At 47.1% G+C, this 16,494-nt stretch carries 15 protein-coding genes and 2 pseudogenes; 10 read left to right on the top strand and 7 right to left on the bottom strand.

Features of this window, described 5'->3' with window-relative positions; translation table 11 throughout:
* Window positions 1-233 precede the first annotated feature (233 nt).
* From DW904_RS19855 to DW904_RS19840, 4 genes and pseudogenes are all read left to right on the top strand, one after another.
* A pseudogene (locus DW904_RS19855) lies at window positions 234-3,558 on the top strand (antirestriction protein ArdA).
* A 3-nt stretch (window positions 3,559-3,561) separates the two neighbouring features.
* Window positions 3,562-4,514 (top strand): annotated as a pseudogene (locus DW904_RS19850) (hypothetical protein).
* Between the two features lie 2 nt (window positions 4,515-4,516).
* Window positions 4,517-4,723 (top strand): transposon-transfer assisting family protein, encoded by a 207-nt coding sequence (locus DW904_RS19845; RefSeq protein WP_002569181.1) that lies wholly within the window; start codon window positions 4,517-4,519, stop codon window positions 4,721-4,723.
* Complete coding sequence (locus DW904_RS19840) at window positions 4,720-5,085, top strand: cysteine-rich VLP domain-containing protein (RefSeq protein WP_002585089.1); 366 nt, start codon at window positions 4,720-4,722, stop codon at window positions 5,083-5,085. The genes DW904_RS19845 and DW904_RS19840 overlap by 4 nt, the downstream gene beginning before the upstream one ends.
* Before the next feature lie 177 nt (window positions 5,086-5,262).
* Here the strand turns inward: DW904_RS19840 and DW904_RS19835 are convergent, their stop codons facing one another.
* From DW904_RS19835 to DW904_RS19820, 4 genes are all read right to left on the bottom strand, one after another.
* Window positions 5,263-5,514, bottom strand: a complete 252-nt coding sequence (locus DW904_RS19835) for a helix-turn-helix domain-containing protein (protein ID WP_002585088.1) — start codon at window positions 5,512-5,514, stop codon at window positions 5,263-5,265.
* A 63-nt stretch (window positions 5,515-5,577) separates the two neighbouring features.
* Window positions 5,578-6,924, bottom strand: coding sequence for a relaxase/mobilization nuclease domain-containing protein (locus DW904_RS19830; protein WP_002585087.1), 1,347 nt, complete (start codon window positions 6,922-6,924; stop codon window positions 5,578-5,580).
* Window positions 6,885-7,214: a plasmid mobilization relaxosome protein MobC gene (gene mobC / locus DW904_RS19825; protein WP_002585086.1), complete on the bottom strand. Its 330-nt coding sequence runs from the start codon at window positions 7,212-7,214 to the stop codon at window positions 6,885-6,887. Before mobC ends, DW904_RS19830 begins: the two co-directional genes overlap by 40 nt.
* Before the next feature lie 261 nt (window positions 7,215-7,475).
* Window positions 7,476-7,829: a helix-turn-helix transcriptional regulator gene (locus DW904_RS19820; RefSeq protein WP_004607969.1), complete on the bottom strand. Its 354-nt coding sequence runs from the start codon at window positions 7,827-7,829 to the stop codon at window positions 7,476-7,478.
* A gap of 381 nt (window positions 7,830-8,210) precedes the next feature.
* On the opposite strand from DW904_RS19820, the gene DW904_RS19815 reads away from it, so the two are divergent.
* From DW904_RS19815 to DW904_RS19775, 6 genes are all read left to right on the top strand, one after another.
* Entirely contained in the window at window positions 8,211-8,396 is a 186-nt protein-coding gene (locus DW904_RS19815; RefSeq protein WP_004607970.1) for a cysteine-rich KTR domain-containing protein, read from the top strand.
* Complete coding sequence (gene rlmN / locus DW904_RS19810; RefSeq protein ID WP_004607971.1) at window positions 8,397-9,386, top strand: 23S rRNA (adenine(2503)-C(2))-methyltransferase RlmN; 990 nt, start codon at window positions 8,397-8,399, stop codon at window positions 9,384-9,386.
* Between the two features lie 536 nt (window positions 9,387-9,922).
* On the top strand, window positions 9,923-10,354 hold the full coding sequence (locus DW904_RS19800; protein ID WP_009255547.1) for a sigma-70 family RNA polymerase sigma factor: 432 nt from the start codon (window positions 9,923-9,925) through the stop codon (window positions 10,352-10,354).
* The gene (locus DW904_RS19795) at window positions 10,335-10,595 is read left to right on the top strand and encodes a helix-turn-helix domain-containing protein (protein WP_002590583.1); all 261 of its coding nucleotides are present in this window, start codon (window positions 10,335-10,337) and stop codon (window positions 10,593-10,595) included. The genes DW904_RS19800 and DW904_RS19795 overlap by 20 nt, the downstream gene beginning before the upstream one ends.
* 474 nt (window positions 10,596-11,069) lie before the next feature.
* Window positions 11,070-11,237: a transposon-encoded TnpW family protein gene (locus DW904_RS19780; protein ID WP_022621154.1), complete on the top strand. Its 168-nt coding sequence runs from the start codon at window positions 11,070-11,072 to the stop codon at window positions 11,235-11,237.
* 100 nt (window positions 11,238-11,337) lie between these two features.
* A complete protein-coding gene (locus DW904_RS19775) occupies window positions 11,338-13,014 on the top strand; it encodes a recombinase family protein (RefSeq protein ID WP_002569190.1) in 1,677 nt (558 codons plus the stop codon).
* Window positions 13,015-13,168: 154 nt separating this feature from the next.
* On the opposite strand, the gene DW904_RS19770 is transcribed toward DW904_RS19775, so the two are convergent.
* The 3 genes from DW904_RS19770 to DW904_RS19760 all read right to left on the bottom strand — a co-directional run bounded on the left by DW904_RS19770 (window position 13,169) and on the right by DW904_RS19760 (window position 16,292).
* Entirely contained in the window at window positions 13,169-13,648 is a 480-nt protein-coding gene (locus tag DW904_RS19770) for a pyridoxamine 5'-phosphate oxidase family protein (RefSeq protein WP_118583844.1), read from the bottom strand.
* A gap of 897 nt (window positions 13,649-14,545) precedes the next feature.
* On the bottom strand, window positions 14,546-15,241 hold the full coding sequence (locus tag DW904_RS19765) for a TetR/AcrR family transcriptional regulator (protein ID WP_237925604.1): 696 nt from the start codon (window positions 15,239-15,241) through the stop codon (window positions 14,546-14,548).
* A gap of 250 nt (window positions 15,242-15,491) precedes the next feature.
* Window positions 15,492-16,292, bottom strand: a complete 801-nt coding sequence (locus DW904_RS19760; protein WP_118583842.1) for a S8 family serine peptidase — start codon at window positions 16,290-16,292, stop codon at window positions 15,492-15,494.
* Window positions 16,293-16,494: the final 202 nt, after the last annotated feature.

Raw genomic sequence — 16,494 nt, 5'->3', positions numbered from 1 at the left:
GAATAGCAAGCATAGGAAGCGGGTACCCACTTCCGTAAATCCCCGTTGCGACGCTGACGCGCCGGACGGGGATTTTGCTTGTTGGGAAGTTTCCCAAACCCTCTTTTGCGGAGGGCTTCACCCTCTAAAAATTTTCAAAAATATTTGGCAGAAATGCGGGCGTACCCGTAGTAGACCATGCAGCCAAAAAATGCAGCTTATGACGCTGCCGCAGAGAAAGGAGGTTTTTCACTATGGCAAGTTTACGGGACACCGTAAAGGACTATCAAGACGAGCTTAGGGACGGTATCGCATGGGTGGCGTTCTGGAAACAGGGGCGTTCATGGAACGCGGAATATTTTCATCTTGATATGGACGATACGCTCTACCCGGAGGACAGGAGCCGGTTAGAGGAAATAAAAAGCATTGACCCCGCCGCCGTTATCTTAAACGGCTACTATTGCGGGCATTTAGGCGAGGACATGAGCCTTGACGAGCTGACCGCCGGAGTGCGTTACCACTACGAAAACAGCATGAACGACATTGACGGTTTTATCGGAGCGCATGACGACAGGCTTCCCCCGGAGGTTATCGAGGAAGCGAGGGCAGCCGCCCATGAAGCGGGGCTTCCCTTTTCCGAAAAGCCCTACCGGGACGGGGAGGATTTTAACCCCTATGTATTTGACGGGAGCATGAGCATTGAGGATTTTGAGCTTATGCACCGCATGATTGAAAAAGAAAGGAGCGAACAAATGGCAGAACCGATTTTAAGCGGCTATCTTTCCAATCTTGGGAAGTACACCGAGGGCAGACCCGCGGGCGAATGGGTGACATTCCCCACGACTGCCGAACATCTGAAAGAAGTCTTTGACCGTATCGGGATTGACTTCAAGCACTATGAGGAATGGCATTTCACAGAATTTCAATCCACTATCCCCGGCTTGACGGAGCATTTAAGCGAGTATTCCCACCCCGACGAGCTGAACTATTTAGGGAAGCTCTTGGAAATGCAGTTTGACGACGACCGGGAGAAATTCATTGCAGCCATTGAATACGGCGACCATGCCGACAGCTTACAGGACATTATCAACCTTGCACAGAACCTTGACTGCTACTGGATTTATCCGTCCGTCCACAATGAAGAAGAATACGGGCGTTATCTGGTTGATGAACTGGAAGAACCGGAACTTCCCGAAGAAGCGAAAAAGTATTTCATGTATGAGGAATACGGGCGGGACGCTTCCATTAACGACGACGGTATGTTTACCGAAAAGGGCTATATCTACAACAACCGCAACACCTTTACAGAATGGTACGACGGGCGCGACGTGCCGGAGGAATACCGGGTAACGCCGCAGCCCCCGCAGCCGGAAAGACCCGACCCGTCAAAGGTAGAAATGGACGCAGCCGCGCCGGGGCAGAGAACGGCGCAGACCGCAGAGCAGCCACAGGAGCCGCGCCCGGTTATCCCTATCGTGCTGACGAGCGAGAAGCCCGCCGAAAAGCTCAAAGAGATTACCGACCGTCTGGAACAGGGTATTGCGGAACTCTTTGACAGCGAGCGTTACCGGGAATATCTGAAAGTCATGTCAAAATTCCATAATTACAGCTTCCGAAACACCGTCCTTATCGCCATGCAGAAGCCGGACGCTTCCCTTGTGGCGGGCTTTTCCGCTTGGAAGAACAACTTTGAACGAAACGTGATGAAAGGGCAAAAGGGAATTAAAATCATTGCTCCGTCACCCTATAAAATCAAACAGGAAATGCAGAAAATCGACCCGCACACGCAGAAGCCCGTTATCGGCAAGGACGGGAAGCCCGTCACCGAGGAAAAGGAAGTCACCATACCCGCCTACAAGGTGGTATCCGTCTTTGACGTTTCCCAGACCGAGGGAAAGGAGCTGCCGGACATTGCGGTTGACGAGCTGACAGGCGACGTTGACCGCTACAAGGATTTTTTCGCAGCCCTTGAAAAGACTTCCCCCGTTCCTATCGCCTTTGAGAATATCGAGGGCGGCTCTCATGGCTACTACCACTTGGAGGACAAGCGCATTGCTATCAACGAGGGCATGAGCGAATTACAGACCTTAAAGACCGCTATTCACGAAATCGCCCATGCGAAGCTGCACGACATTGACCTCAACGCGCCAAAGGACGAGCAGCAGCCCCACGTTGACCGCCGCACCCGCGAAGTCGAAGCGGAAAGCGTCGCCTATACTGTCTGCCAACATTACGGGCTTGACACGTCGGACTACTCTTTCGGCTATGTCGCCGGGTGGAGCAGCGGGCGGGAGCTGTCCGAGCTGAAAAGCTCCCTGAAACGATACGCAGCGCAGCCGCCGAGATTATCAATTCCATAGACGAGAACTTAGCGGAGCTGCAAAAGGCACAGGACAAGGAGCAGACCGCCGGACAGGAGCAGCCCACCAGAGAGGGACAGGAAGCCGCGCCGGAGAAGCCGGATCCGGAAGCAGCCGCACCGGGAAAATCCGGCGCACAGGAAAAAGCGGGCGCAGCCCGAAAGAAGCCTTTACCCCGGAAACGATTTACAGAGTGCGCCGGAACCCTTACAGCGACAGCCGGGAAAACAGCTACCTCTTGCAAGCCTATGTGACACAGGAGAACGGGCGGGCGAAAATGGGCGACGTGCTTTATACGGGAACGCCGGAGAAATGCCGCGAGCTTATGGGGCAGCTCAAAAGCGGCGAGCTGACCGAGGGCGACGTGAAGCAGCTTTACGCAAAGGCACAGGAAACGGCGCAGACCGCCGGACAGGACAAAGACACCTTTTCCATTTACCAGATAAAGGGCGGGGACGAAACAAGGGATTTCCGCTTTGAGCCATACGACCGCCTGCAGGCGGCGGGAAATGTGGTTGACAGGGCGAACTATGAGCTTGTCTATTCCGCGCCCCTTGCGCCGGAAACTTCCCTTGAAGATATTTACACCTGTTTCAATATCGACCACCCCAAAGATTTTAAGGGACACAGCCTTTCCGTTTCCGACGTGGTAGTGCTTCATCAGGACGGACAGGACGCGGCGCATTTCGTTGACAGTGTAGGTTTTCGGGAAGTGCCGGAGTTTTTACAGGAGCAAAAGCAGCTTACCCCGGACGACTTGGAAACGGGCGAAACTGTCAAGACACCGAGGGGGACTTTCCATGTGACCGCCATGAGCCGGGAGCAGATAGAAGCCGCCGGATATGGCTTTCACCACCAGTCGGACGACGGAAAGTATCTGATTATGGGGAATGGGACGCGGGCGTTTGCCGTTGCCGCAGAACAGGCGCAGCGGGACAATCCCTTGAAAACCGCCGAGCAGACCACAGAGCAGAACGGGAACATGATTGACGGTATCATCAACAACACCCCCACCGTTGACGAACTGGAAGCAAAGGTAAAGGCGGGCGAGCAGATTTCCCTTGTTGACCTGGCTAACGCTGTCAAAGCCGACAAGGAGCGCGGCAAGGGAGCGAAGCCGGAAAAGAAACCCTCTATCCGGGCGCAGCTTAGAGCCGACAAGGAAAAGGCACAGAAGAAAAACGCAAAGCAGAAGTCACAGGACTTGGAAAGGAGCTGACCCATGCCGGAACAGAGCAAATTTGAAAACATGGATTTGTTTGCTTCCCTTGAAGCGATTATGAAGCAGAACACAGGCTTTTACCAGAGCGACTTAGACATTGACAAAGAGATTATCGCAAAGGCGGCGGCAAGCCCCACAGGGAGGACAAAACACTTTTGTGGTTCTGCCGCCCGTCCGGGACGCACTGTTTCCGGGAGCGCGACGTTTTCCTCAAAGACACCGCGCCCCACAACACATGGCGTTTCTACATGGAGCAGACAAGCGACCGCGTTCTTGCCTATGCAATCGAGCTGACGGGAAAGGAGCGCGGGAAAATCAAGGGCAATCTGTACGAACTGGACTACTCTAAACATTATGAGCGCGTCAAGGAAAAGGAGCTGCCCGCCGATACGGTGAAGCTGATTTATGAGCATGGGGAAAGGGTACAGGAAGCCGGGAGATATTTTGACGGAACCCCAGACCCGCAGCTTGGGAAATTTGAACGCTTTGAAGCCGTACCCAACGACCCGGACGCGCTGCAATCGCTCTTACAGGAAGAACGGCGCAGCCGGGAGCAGCTTTCGCCGGGGGATTTCAAGGCGCATATTGCCGCTTTGCGGGACGGGCTGATTGAAACGGAAGCGCGGCGCATTGTGCGGGAAATGAAGCGGCATTACGAGCCGAACAGCCCGAACAAGACCCATTTCATGGCAGAGCTTTCCCCGGCGTTCATGCGGCTTGCAGCCACAAAGGACACTGACCGCCTTTTCTCCATGCTGCCCTACAAGACCCTTTCCTTTTCCAAAATCGAGGGCAGACATGGGACGTATGCGCTGATTGACAAGGGGGAGAACCGGGACAGGGAGATAAGGAAGCCCCGCCCCTCTATCCGGGCGCAGCTTAAAGCAGACAAGGCAAAGACCGCCCCGAAAAAGGCGGCGGCAAAAACAAAAAATCACGATATGGAGGTATGAGCATGATTAGACTGACTGTTGAAGAAACAAACCTTTTGAGCATTTACAACGAGGGCGGCAAGCGGGCTTTGATTGAGAATGTCAACGCCGCGCTGCCCTACATGGACGCGGATATGCGGGAGCTTGCAAAGCGCACCCTTTCCAAAGTGGACGCTTTGACCGAAGCGGAATTTGCAGAGCTTCCCATTTACGCCGCTGATGAAGTATGAACGGGGTTAAGCGGCTGACGCCGCCCCAGAGCCGGAAAGTCAACGCCCTTGTGCGCCGGACGTGCTGCAATTATGATAACGGGAACTGTATCTTACTGGACGACGGGGACGAGTGCGTATGTCCGCAGCTCATTTCCTATTCGCTTCTCTGCAAGTGGTTCCGGGTTGCGGTGCTTCCCGCCGACAGGCTGCTTTATGCGGAGCTTTACCAGACAGGGGATAAGAAGAAATGTACCGAGTGCGGCGCGTTCTTTGCGTCAACCTCTAACAGTGTCAAATACTGCCCCGTCTGCCGGAAACGTATCACCCGCAGACAAGCCGCCGAGCGCATGAGGAAAAGACGCGCCCCTGTTACGCAGTAGGCGCGGAAAATCCCTTGATTTACAGGGCTTTCCGGGCGTGAAAATCGGATAGGCGATACTTTATACCTTTACCCCCAAAAATGGCGTTCTACTGCGTAACATTCACGAAAACAGCACCCATAAAAAGACAGGGCGCGGAAGTCATATACTGGCTTCCGCGCCCTGTTCTTTTTTTGCCTATCTGACATTTCCCTTTTCCATTTCTTCAAGCGGGAACTGCGGGAGGGCTTCTATCAGCTTCTTTGTGATGGACTGGCGCATATCTTCGTTGATTTCCTGTTTCGTGCTTCCGTCCGGCTGTCTGACCGCTACCGTCGATAGCCTGTCGATTTCGTCCTTGTAGCACTCCACGACTTTCTCCACCGCCCATTTTTCCCCGGCAACGGCGGCGCGTATGGTTTCATATTCCGGCATTTTCTGGTTTTCCATGCTCAACGCTCCTCTGCTTTTTGATAGCCCTATCATAGCACAGCGGCGGGGATTTTGCTATCCTTATCCGCGCTCTGTTCCCTTTTCCCGTTCCGGCTGCCTGTCTGCCTGTAAAATGCTGTCAATGTTCTGCTTGATAATATCGTATTCCCGGACTTTCTTTTTCAGCTTCCCATAGTCGGCATAAAGGGCTTCTTTCTGCGCTTGGAGGGCTTCATATTCCGATTGCAGCGCGGCAAGGTTCGGGAGCTTTGCAATGCCCGCCGCTTTCAGCGACCTTGCGGCGGCTTCATGTAGGATAATCGCCTGTTCCTGTCCGGCGCGGTACTTCTCCCTGTTCCTTGCCTTGCGGTATGCGTCATAGACGGGCTTTGTCTTTTGGTAGGTGGAAACATTCTTGATAAGCACCGCCATGTCCGCAAGCCGCTTTTCCGCGTCCTTCAATGCGTCTGCCGCCTGTCCGCTTTCCGCTGCCATTTCTTCAATCCGGCTGACTAAATCCGCGTACTGTTCAATCTTATGTTCCGTCAAGAAATTCATGGTCTTTGCTGCCTGTTTCAGATTGTGGATTTTCGCCCACTGTTCATAGCCCTTACTCTGCGCCGCCTTGATACTGTTCTCAATGTCGATAAGCAGCGAAACGCCGCGCTGCTCTCTGGGGGCTTTCGCCGCCTTTGCCCGTCTGCCCGCTATCCGTTCCCTTATGGCTTCCTCTGTATAATCCGCGCCGAGGGTTTTAAGACGGGTGAAGCGTTCCTGTCCGGGGGCGCGGCATGACACATATTTCCCCGGCTTTATCTCATAGCCCGCCGCCTGTAACCGCTGCAACAATTCCTCAAAACTGGAAACTTGGGGGATAAGCGCGTCAACGGCAATCTTTAGCTTGCCTTTCCAACTTGTACCCGTCTTTTCTGCCTGGTACTCCGCATAGCTCTTTCCCTTGCTGCCCTTGCCGGGAACGACGACGGACAAGCCATTTTCCCGACACAGCTTGTCGCTCATGTTCCGTATGCCGTAATAGCTCCTTTTGTTGGAATTATATTTGCGGTGGTCTACGAAATTTACGGCGCAGAAAATAATGTGATTGTGGACGTGTCCTTTGTCAATGTGCGTCGTGAGTACATATTCATGCTGCCCCTTTGTTACCGCGTCGGCAAGCTGCTTTCCGATTTCATGGGCTTTCTGATAATCGACTTCCCCCGGCTCAAAGGACTGTATCAGATGAAAGGCTAAATTGTTCCCCTTTTGGAGTGCTTGGGACAAGGTATATTCAAATTCAATATCTGCCGTTTCATAGGAGCAGCCGAAAGAGGACACAAGCATTTTTCCGTCCGTCTTGTCCGGGTTTTCGATATAGTCAAGGGCTTTGCTTAGAGTGCTTTTAATAGGCTTAATCTTTGTAACCGCCATATCTCCGCAAGCACCCCCTTTATTTCCTCTATGTCCTCTTGGTATGCGTTCCCCGTCGCGTTTACGCGGCGTGCTATCTGGTTGACGTTGACACCGATTTTCTGTATCTCTGCGGTCATTGCCTTTATATCGGCATGGTCTATCTGAATGATATACCCGTCAATGGCAATCTTCCGCAGATATGCCGCCATGTTCCGGGTGGGTACGAGCTTCATTTTTTCCAGTATTAAATCCCGTTCCGCTTCCGTCACTCTGAATTTGATTTGCACCGTTCTTTTGCGTCCGTTCATGTATTCGCTCCTTTCCTTTCCGTTCCGAGGGTTTGGGACACTTCCCAACAAGCAATTTTCAACCGACGCGCCGCAGCGCGGGAGGGGAAAATACGGAAGTGGGTACCCGCTTCCTATGCTTGCTACGAATGTTTTTATCCCTTATGCCTTACTACGGAGCTATGCCCGGTTTTGCCAAACTTCCGCAAAAGAAAAACGCTGCAATCCTCAAAAAAAGATTACAACGCTCTCTAAACCTTATTCAATTCTGACGGACACTTCTTATCTGCCCTCTGTTTCGACTTCCGCTATCTCCTTTGCCGTTGCGCTCACAATCCGTATGCCTGTATCGCTCATACCGTCAAGAAGCGCGTCAAGCTGCCGCCGCTGCGTGTTCTTCTCTGGCGGCGTTTCCAAAAGAAACTGGTCTACGGATATATTGTAGCGGAGCATAAGCTCAAAGAAAATCTGTAAACTTGGGTGCTGCCCCTTGTTCTCAATGTTCGCAAGGTAGCGCGGCGAGATAAACATTTCGTCGCTCACTTTCTTGCGGCTCTCCTTGCGCCCTGTCCGCGCCGCCTTTATCGCTGCCCCAAAAGCCTTGAAATCGTATTTCGGTACTGGTCTTTTTGCCATAGTTATTCACCCTGTTACATTTTACTGTTCCCCTTTCTTCTTGGATATGTCTACACAATTCAATCAGTTAGCCAAAATAATTCATATGTATATGTTGACAATTAGCCGCTTTTTTTGTATAGTATTATTAAAAGGGGGAAATGTTTATGTTACATAGCATGCGTATTCGATAAGCATTGAAATCAAAAAAGATTTTTCCCATTTTCAATATGGGCTTTTTTGTCATGCTTATTTTGCGTATGCTATACAACAAAACTAACGATGTATAGACATAGTATAAAAACTATGCCTTAATTTTGTTGTAGTGTTATATGTATAAATGCAGGTCAATGCTCATGTTGAGAATTGACCTGTATTTTTTTGCACAAAAGGAGAAATATTATGCTTGAAAAATATTGGATAAAATGTCCAATTTGTAACGGAAAGACGAGGGTTCAAGTATTTTATAATACGGTATTAAGAAATTTTCCTCTTTTCTGCCCTAAATGTAAATTAACACATATCATTGATGTTGAAAAATTAGAAATCATAATCAAAAACTCTGAAAAACAAAAGGAAGGATATTAAATGAAACACTTACCTAAAAGTACACTTACGGAAATATTGAATGACCCATACGGATTTACTTACAAAGAAATGTCGGAAGTAATTGGAGAGGATAAAGCAAGAGCCTTATATGCGGAATTGTATAAACAGCCATTTCACAAAAAAAATCTATCAATATCAACAAAAAAAGTCTATAAAAGTAGCGATACTGAAAAGTATGTTTATGAATTGAAAGACAACAGGTATATCGAAACGGTTTTTATTAAACGGCGAGATGGTGGGACTGTTTGCGTAAGTACGCAAGTTGGTTGTTCTGTTGGCTGTATTTTTTGTGAGTCCGGACGCAATGGTTTCGTTCGTAATCTAACACCATCTGAAATTGTGCAACAGGTCATATTGATACGTCAAAAAGTAAATCGTATCGTTTTTATGGGAATGGGAGAACCTTTATTCAATTACGACAACTTGATTGCAGCAATCCATATTCTTCGAGATAGAAATGGACTTAACTTTCCAACCGACGGCATTACCGTATCAACAGTTGGTCCAGTTAATCAATTAAAAAAATTGCGCGAAGAACATCTAAAAATTCAGTTGACAATATCTTTACATGCAGCAACACAGGCTGCGAGAAACTGCATCATTCCTCATATGCACATGTACGCTATTGAAGATGTTGTTAAGCAAGCATTGTCCTATTCACAAAGGCATAATCGAAAAGTGGTATTTGCGTATTTGCTTTTACCAGGTATAAATGACCGTTCCTCAGATATAAGGCAACTTGCAAAATGGTTTAAGGGCAAAAATGTTATGATTAACGTGCTGCAATACAACCCGACGAGTAATTCAAAAATTAGAGCACCACAAAAACAAGAAATGGTTGCGTTCAAACATCAATTAGAGCAAACAGGACTTGAAGTTACCATGAGAGTTTCTCATGGTAGAGAGATTAAAGCAGCTTGTGGACAGTTAGCTAATACATATAATAAAGCCAAAAAACAACAAAAATAATTTAATTAAAAGAGCCAGACGCACAGACGCAGAGCCGATAATATGCAGTTTGAAATACTGCTGTTATCGGCTCTTTTTTGATTTAATTTGTGCCCCCAATAACCATATTGGAGCAAAATCAGAACTGTTGCTTGTCGTTCTTTGATTTCCGCAGCAGCTTTGAAAAACCAAAGCCGCCGTTTCTTTTTATCTTCTAATGAAATGACGCGGTATCACTGTTAAAAGCGGCGGCTAAAAGGAGGTAGCCGCCATGAAGCACATACCATATCGACAAAATCCGACGGTCATTGACACATCAAAAAAAGCCCGACCACCGCCGGGGAAAACTACGTCTATCAATATGAACTGTCTAATCATCTGAATACCGCTTACAATACCTATACGTCTGTCCGGGCTTTTCGGACAGGCGTATTTTGCTGCTCAAAAAATTTTTTGAAAAAAATCCGAAAATCTTCGGCGTTTTTTTCAAAAGGCAGTATTGCCCCGCGAAAAGGGGGAAGCACCACCAACTTTCCAACGAGAAAGGGGGTGAGAATGTGGAACCTAATCGCAGGGAGTTTATAAAACAGTGCGCTTTCCAGAAGTTTTGTAATACGGTACTGCACAATGAAGCGTGTGACGCTCACAAAGAGCTGCACAGGCATAAGGCAAGGGAGATTACCTTTTCCGACTTGACCTTAGAAGAAGCGCGGCAGCTTCATACCTTTGATGAATATTTCAAAGGGGAAATCGCCTTTGAAAGAGCCGGGAAGAAAATCACGCCGAAGCTGCTTCTTGAAGCAATCCGTACTTTGCCGGAAGAAAAGCGCAAAGCCGTACTCCTGTACTATTTCGAGGGAATGAACGACACCGAGATTGCGGAGCTGTTCGATACGTCGAGAAGCACGATACAGTACAGGCGGACAAGCTCTTTTGAGCTGCTAAAAAAATATCTGGAGGAAAATGCTGATGAATGGGACGAATGGTAACGAACCCGGCTACCCGGAAAAAGCCCTTGTTCCCTATCCTGTCATTTTGGCAGCGACAAAGGGCGACCCGGACGCTATGAAGATTGTCTTGCAGCATTTCAGCGGCTACATAGCCCGCCTCTCCATGCGGAAGCTGTACGACGAGCGCGGGAACGTCTATTTTGGCGTAGACCACGACATTCGGGAACGGCTGCAAGCAAAACTGATGATGGCTGTCCTCACCTTTAAGGCAGAGGAATAAACCGCAGCGGCGGGACGCTTTCTCTCTCCCCCTTTTCCGTTCCGCTGCTGACGCGGCAGCAAAGCCATTCTGAACCTTGACAAAGAAAGCGGCGCAAGATAACGGCGGCGCAGCATAGGGCAAATCGGATACGTTCCTTTTGCGCCGAGCCATACGGTGGGTGCGCCATGACGCTATCCGGGTGAGGTTATCCCCGCCCGGACAGCCGAGCGACCAACACCGCGCCGGAAAGCAAGTGTAGCGGCTTGCGGGCGACGACACGCAAAATATACAATGATACTTCCTTACAGCCACAGTCCGAGCGTTAAGAGCGTCGCAGGCAATGGGTAGGGCTGCATGAGAACCATGCCGGGGTGAAATTCCCATGAGGTTATGCTAATAACCGTCCGATTAAAGCCTTTGTTTTCTTGAATAGTGGACTTGCTGCTATTCATAGACTGTATTATATGTTTGCGAAAGAAAGGGGGATTTTCTTTGACGCAAAACCAGACGCCCGTTACCACAACGGAGCATAAAATCGGAAAAGTTACTTACCTTGTATGTTCGTCCGCAAGTGAACGCGCAACGGACACACTGGATAAAAAGATAAAGAAGCTCATTCGCAAGGACATGGAGCTGAACCCCGCAAACGCCCGGAAATAGGGCGTTTCTTCACATTTTATACATGACACAGGCAGCGGTATGTGGTATAATATAGACAGTACAAATACCATGCTTGTCTGTCGTCGGAAAGGAGGACAAAATGTTACAGACAGACAAGATTACCGCTTTATATTGCAGATTGAGCCAGGAAGATATGCAAGCCGGGGAAAGCGAAAGCATACAGAACCAAAAACTGATTTTACAAAAGTATGCTGACGAACACCACTTTTTCAACACACGCTTTTTTGTAGACGACGGATTTTCCGGCGTGAGCTTTGAGCGTGAGGGGCTTCAAGCCATGCTGCATGAGGTTGAAGCCGGGAACGTGGCGACCGTCATAACAAAAGACCTTTCCCGTCTGGGACGTAATTATCTGAAAACCGGCGAACTGATAGAGATTGTTTTCCCCGAATACGAAGTGCGCTACATTGCCATTAACGACGGTGTAGACACAGCGAGGGAAGATAACGAGTTTACCCCTCTGCGGAACTGGTTCAACGAGTTTTACGCCCGCGACACCTCAAAGAAAATCCGGGCTGTCAAACAGGCAAAGGCACAGAAAGGCGAGCGCGTCAACGGCGAAGCTCCTTACGGCTACCTTATCGACCCGGATAACCGCAATCATCTGATACCCGACCCGGAAACGGCACACGTCGTAAAACAGATTTTTGCAATGTATGTACGGGGCGACCGTATGTGTGAAATCCAGAACTGGCTGCGGGACAATGAGATATTGACCGTCGGGGAACTGCGCTACCGCAGGACAGGGAGCAAACGCCACCCCCGCCCACAGCTCAACGCATGGTACAACTGGCCGGATAAGACACTGTACGACATTCTGACAAGGAAAGAGTATTTAGGGCATACCATAACCGGGAAAACCTACAAGGTATCTTATAAGTCGAAAAAGACGAAAAAGAACCCGGAGGAAAAAAGGTATTTCTTCCCCAACACTCACGAACCTTTGATTGATGAAGAAACCTTTGAACTTGCACAGAAGCGGATTGCCACCCGGCAACGCCCGACAAAGGTTGATGAAATTGACCTGTTTTCCGGGCTGCTCTTTTGTGGGGACTGCGGCTACAAAATGTATGCAGTACGCGGAGCCGGGACGCTTGAACGGAAACACGCCTACACTTGCGGCAACTACCGCAACCGGGCAAGAAATGATATGCTCTGCACTACGCATTATATCCGCAAAAGCGTATTGAAAGAACTTGTCCTTGCAGACTTGCAGCGAGTAACGTCTTATGTGAAAGAGCATGAACAGGAGTTTATCGAAACCGCCAACGAGTGCAGCGCAAAGGCAGTACAAAAGACGCTGACACAGCAGCGGAAAGAACTTGACAAGGCGCAGAACCGTATTAACGAGCTGAACATCTTATTCCGCAAGCTCTACGAGGACAACGCTTTAGGGAAACTTTCAGATGAACAATTTGCTTTTCTGACTTCCGGCTATGATGAAGAAAAAAAGACGCTGACCCGGAGGATTGCGGAGCTGTCACAGGAAATCGACAACGCCACCGAGCGCAGCGCGGACGTAAAAAGGTTTGTCGCACTGGTACGCAGATACACAGCGATTGAAGAACTGACCTACGAAAACGTCCATGAATTTATTGACCGTATTCTTATTCACGAACTGGATAAGGAAACGAACACCCGCAAAATCGAAATCTTTTATAGCTTTGTCGGCAGAGTTGATACAGGCGACAAGCCTACTGAAAGTATCTCCTATTTCAGACAGATAGGAGCCGACGTAAAGAGTTATGCTATCTAACATACATCAAAAAGAGGTAAGATAACACCCTCTGCAAAAAAGGTATCGTTATCTTACCTCAACAAATAAAACGCCGGGATATCCGTCCGCATACCGGTCTGAATAATCATAAATGTGTTCCCTTCTTTTTTATGTCAGCAAACTCTCTTACACATTATTTCTCATTTACAAGCTTCCCTGTCATATGCTCAATTCTGATTGCAAATAGCTGGACACGGCTTCTTGCAGAACCATTCATTTCTTTTTCTACTTCTTCTACTGTAGGGTAATATTTTTCTGCCAGTTTTTGAAGACGGTCTTCTATAATCTTGGTATCTGTGACAAGTTCTGCTTTTCCAAACACAACAACACTTGTGGCATTCCACTCCCAGTGCCCTTCTTTTTTGAAACCCTGGTTCCAGGTTGTCAGACACACTGTATTACATTTCTGGATTGCATCCATCTTGTGTCCTTCTCTGGCTCCATGAAAATAAATCGTATGATCAGCCTCTTCATAGTAAAAATTAATTGGAATGGTATAGGGATACCCTTCATCACCAATTACAGAAAAAGCAGCTCTTTTTTCATCTTTTAATATTTTTTTACATTCATCTTGTGAAACCTGTTGCTTAAATCTTCTCATCTCGCGAAACATAAGATATCCTCCTGCCAATTATTTTCCTTTTCAATGGAATCTCATTTTTAAGATTACATTTTGATTAAGGCAAACTCCATTTTTCATCTATATAGATTACCAGACAATTCAATTGGAAAGAATCACATTCAGAGCAGTTCCAGTTTTTCTCAGAATTGCTCTTTTTGTTTGCTCTGAATCTGATACTTTCCTAATGAATTGTACCATATGCAAATAGAATTTACAAACATTTGTTCTACTTATTTTCAAAAAATAGTGCGCCTAGCTCATCACTGAAGTAACGAGAATGCGACGCACAGTTTTTCAAAACTTTATCCATATGTTTTCCCTGTAACTTTCCAAAAATATTTGAAAAGGGACTGTTTCCAGCCCCTTAATTTCTGTAAATTTCCTTACAGATATGAACAACATGACAATTTGTGCCCCGGATATCTTTAATCTGCATACCACGATGGTTCATTTATATACCGAATAGTTCTTCTCCAGGAGCATGTCTCGCACTTAAAGCATCCCATTTCGGTTCTTCCATCGCTATATTCAACACGTCGCTCCTCATGTGGTTCAATTGTTCTATGAGTGAAGCAGAAATGCTCTTTATTATTTATTGATTGTCCGTCACATTGGATAATTATATCTAAAAAGTTTACAGCTTCTGTAATGTCTTTAAAACCATTAATTTCCTCAGGTTCAGGATCCTTAAAGGGTAAAATACGTGGCATTTATTTCTTTGTCTATTACTTCTTTATGGCCTGTTGCCTTCACTGCTTTCTGTGCTGCAAATACTGCACCACAGGTTTCACAGTATCTTCCTTCCGTTAATCCATCTTCTGTGCAGGTCGCTGCTACTTCTGACAGGTTTTTGTCAGTCCTTTTATACTTATATAATTTTCAAAATATTTACTTTTCTGCCAAAACTGCTTCAAATCCTTCTTCTGCTTTTCTTACTGTGTCTTCTATGATTTTCTCTGCAATTGGTTTCAGATCCATTTTTAAGATCTGACCGATTACTTCCTCTTGTTTGGCTTCCGGTACTTTATATAAGGTAAAGCAGCATTTCAGTAATCTTCTTAATTTGTTTTCCATGGTAAAATAGAGGTCGCATTTTTTTGCCATAAATCCTCTGGTGATTCCGGCAGAGGCAATGTCCATTTCATAAAAATCTTTCAATTCTGCTTCTTTTATATATTGTGAAAAAATATGCTGAATCTTCTGCGCCGTGCTCATATAAATATATTCTGAGGTAGTAGGAAGAGAATATCCTACCACATATAATTCCCTCAACGGTTCTGACAATTCGGCTATGTACATCTGTATCGAAACTTCTACTCCATAGACAAGCAACGGATCCGGGGTTTCCCCTAATAATTTCTCAGCCTTATCAAACTGGCTTCCAAACATTGTTTTGACCAGGGTAAGCAGCAAGGCTTCTTTATTATCAAATGCTGCAAAAAAGGAAGAGGGGGACATCCCGGCAGCCTTTGCAATAGAGGCTGTTGTGGTCTTCTCGTATCCATTTTCCAGAAATAATTTTACTGCTGCATAGATCATTTTGTTTCTTCTGACGATTCCTTTATGTTGTAATCCTTTTGGCATTTTTACATCAATCCATCCTTGTAATTATAATTTTGCATATACTTTTGATTATAATCAATTATATATGCTTTAAAGTTTTTCGCAACTATTATTTGGATAATTTGTACAAAATTTCCACATTATATTTATGAAAAAAGACCTATGAAAAATGATCGCTCTTTTTTGCAGGCTTTATAAAACAAAAAGAATGCAACACATGAGCTGCATTCTTTTGTTTTGTATCTACATTCCGCATTATTCTAACTACTTATCAATTTTCATTCGATATACCCCCACCCAAACTGAGGTCATATCCCTTGTCTCCGGCATCAACAGCTTTATTTTTCAGATAGTCCAGTACTTTTTCCTGCGTTACACCTGGATTCTCCAGCAGGTACCCTGCTACAGCTGCACTTACTCTGGGGACCGCATAGGAGGATCCTTTCTGATCTTCATAACTTCCGTTTGCGCTTACATATACTGCTTCACCGCCAAGATACCACAGCGAACTTATGGGATTCCCGTTTTCATCAAGATCAGCTCCTGCCACGCCGATTACTTCTTCCCAGGCAGCCGGATATACCTGGCTTCCAGAAGGTGTCTGGAAGCTCAGGTTTCCGGCTGCAGCCAGTATCAGGACTCCGTTTTCGCTGGCATACTGAATTGCTTCATGGAGGAGGTTCGAATCTCTATTCAGTGTCCAACTCATATTAAGGATATCTGCATGGTATTTATCTACGCTGTCATAGATGGCCTGGATGATGGTATTATCGTCTGTCTGATTTTCAGATTCCCCATCAAAACACTTTAGCATGACCAGATTTGCATCCAGTGCCTTTTCCAGCAGGATTTCACAGACGCCTGTTCCATGTCCGCTGTTGTCAGAAAGGTTATCGCTGCCTTCCAGATAATTCCACCCTGTAATGTCTTCCATGTTGCAGCCTGAATCCAGAATACACACAGTTACCTGGGATTCACTGTCTGCAAGAACCGGAGTATATGCTCCGATTGCAGACATAAGGCACAAAGCAATTAATGGAAGTTTTGAAAAAATTTTTAGTTTGTGTTTCATAGCATCTTTTTTGTCAAATTCAATTGATCAGTCAGTTTTTTGTGGCTAATTTATTCTTTCGGAGCCAAAGGTTCTGTTGGCGCCGGGGCGTCCGTTGGGCGCCAGAGCTTCCGTCGGAGCAGGTGCGTCTGTCGGAGCTGGTGCGTCCGTTGGAGCTGGAGCTTCTGTTGGAGCTGGGGATTCCGTCGGAGCTGGTGCGTCT

It is taken from the genome of Ruminococcus sp. AM42-11, from assembly GCF_003480145.1.
GTDB lineage: Bacteria > Bacillota > Clostridia > Lachnospirales > Lachnospiraceae > Blautia_A > Blautia_A faecis.
Note: the sequence above shows the minus strand (reverse complement) of the source record. Positions and strands in the feature narration are given on the sequence as shown.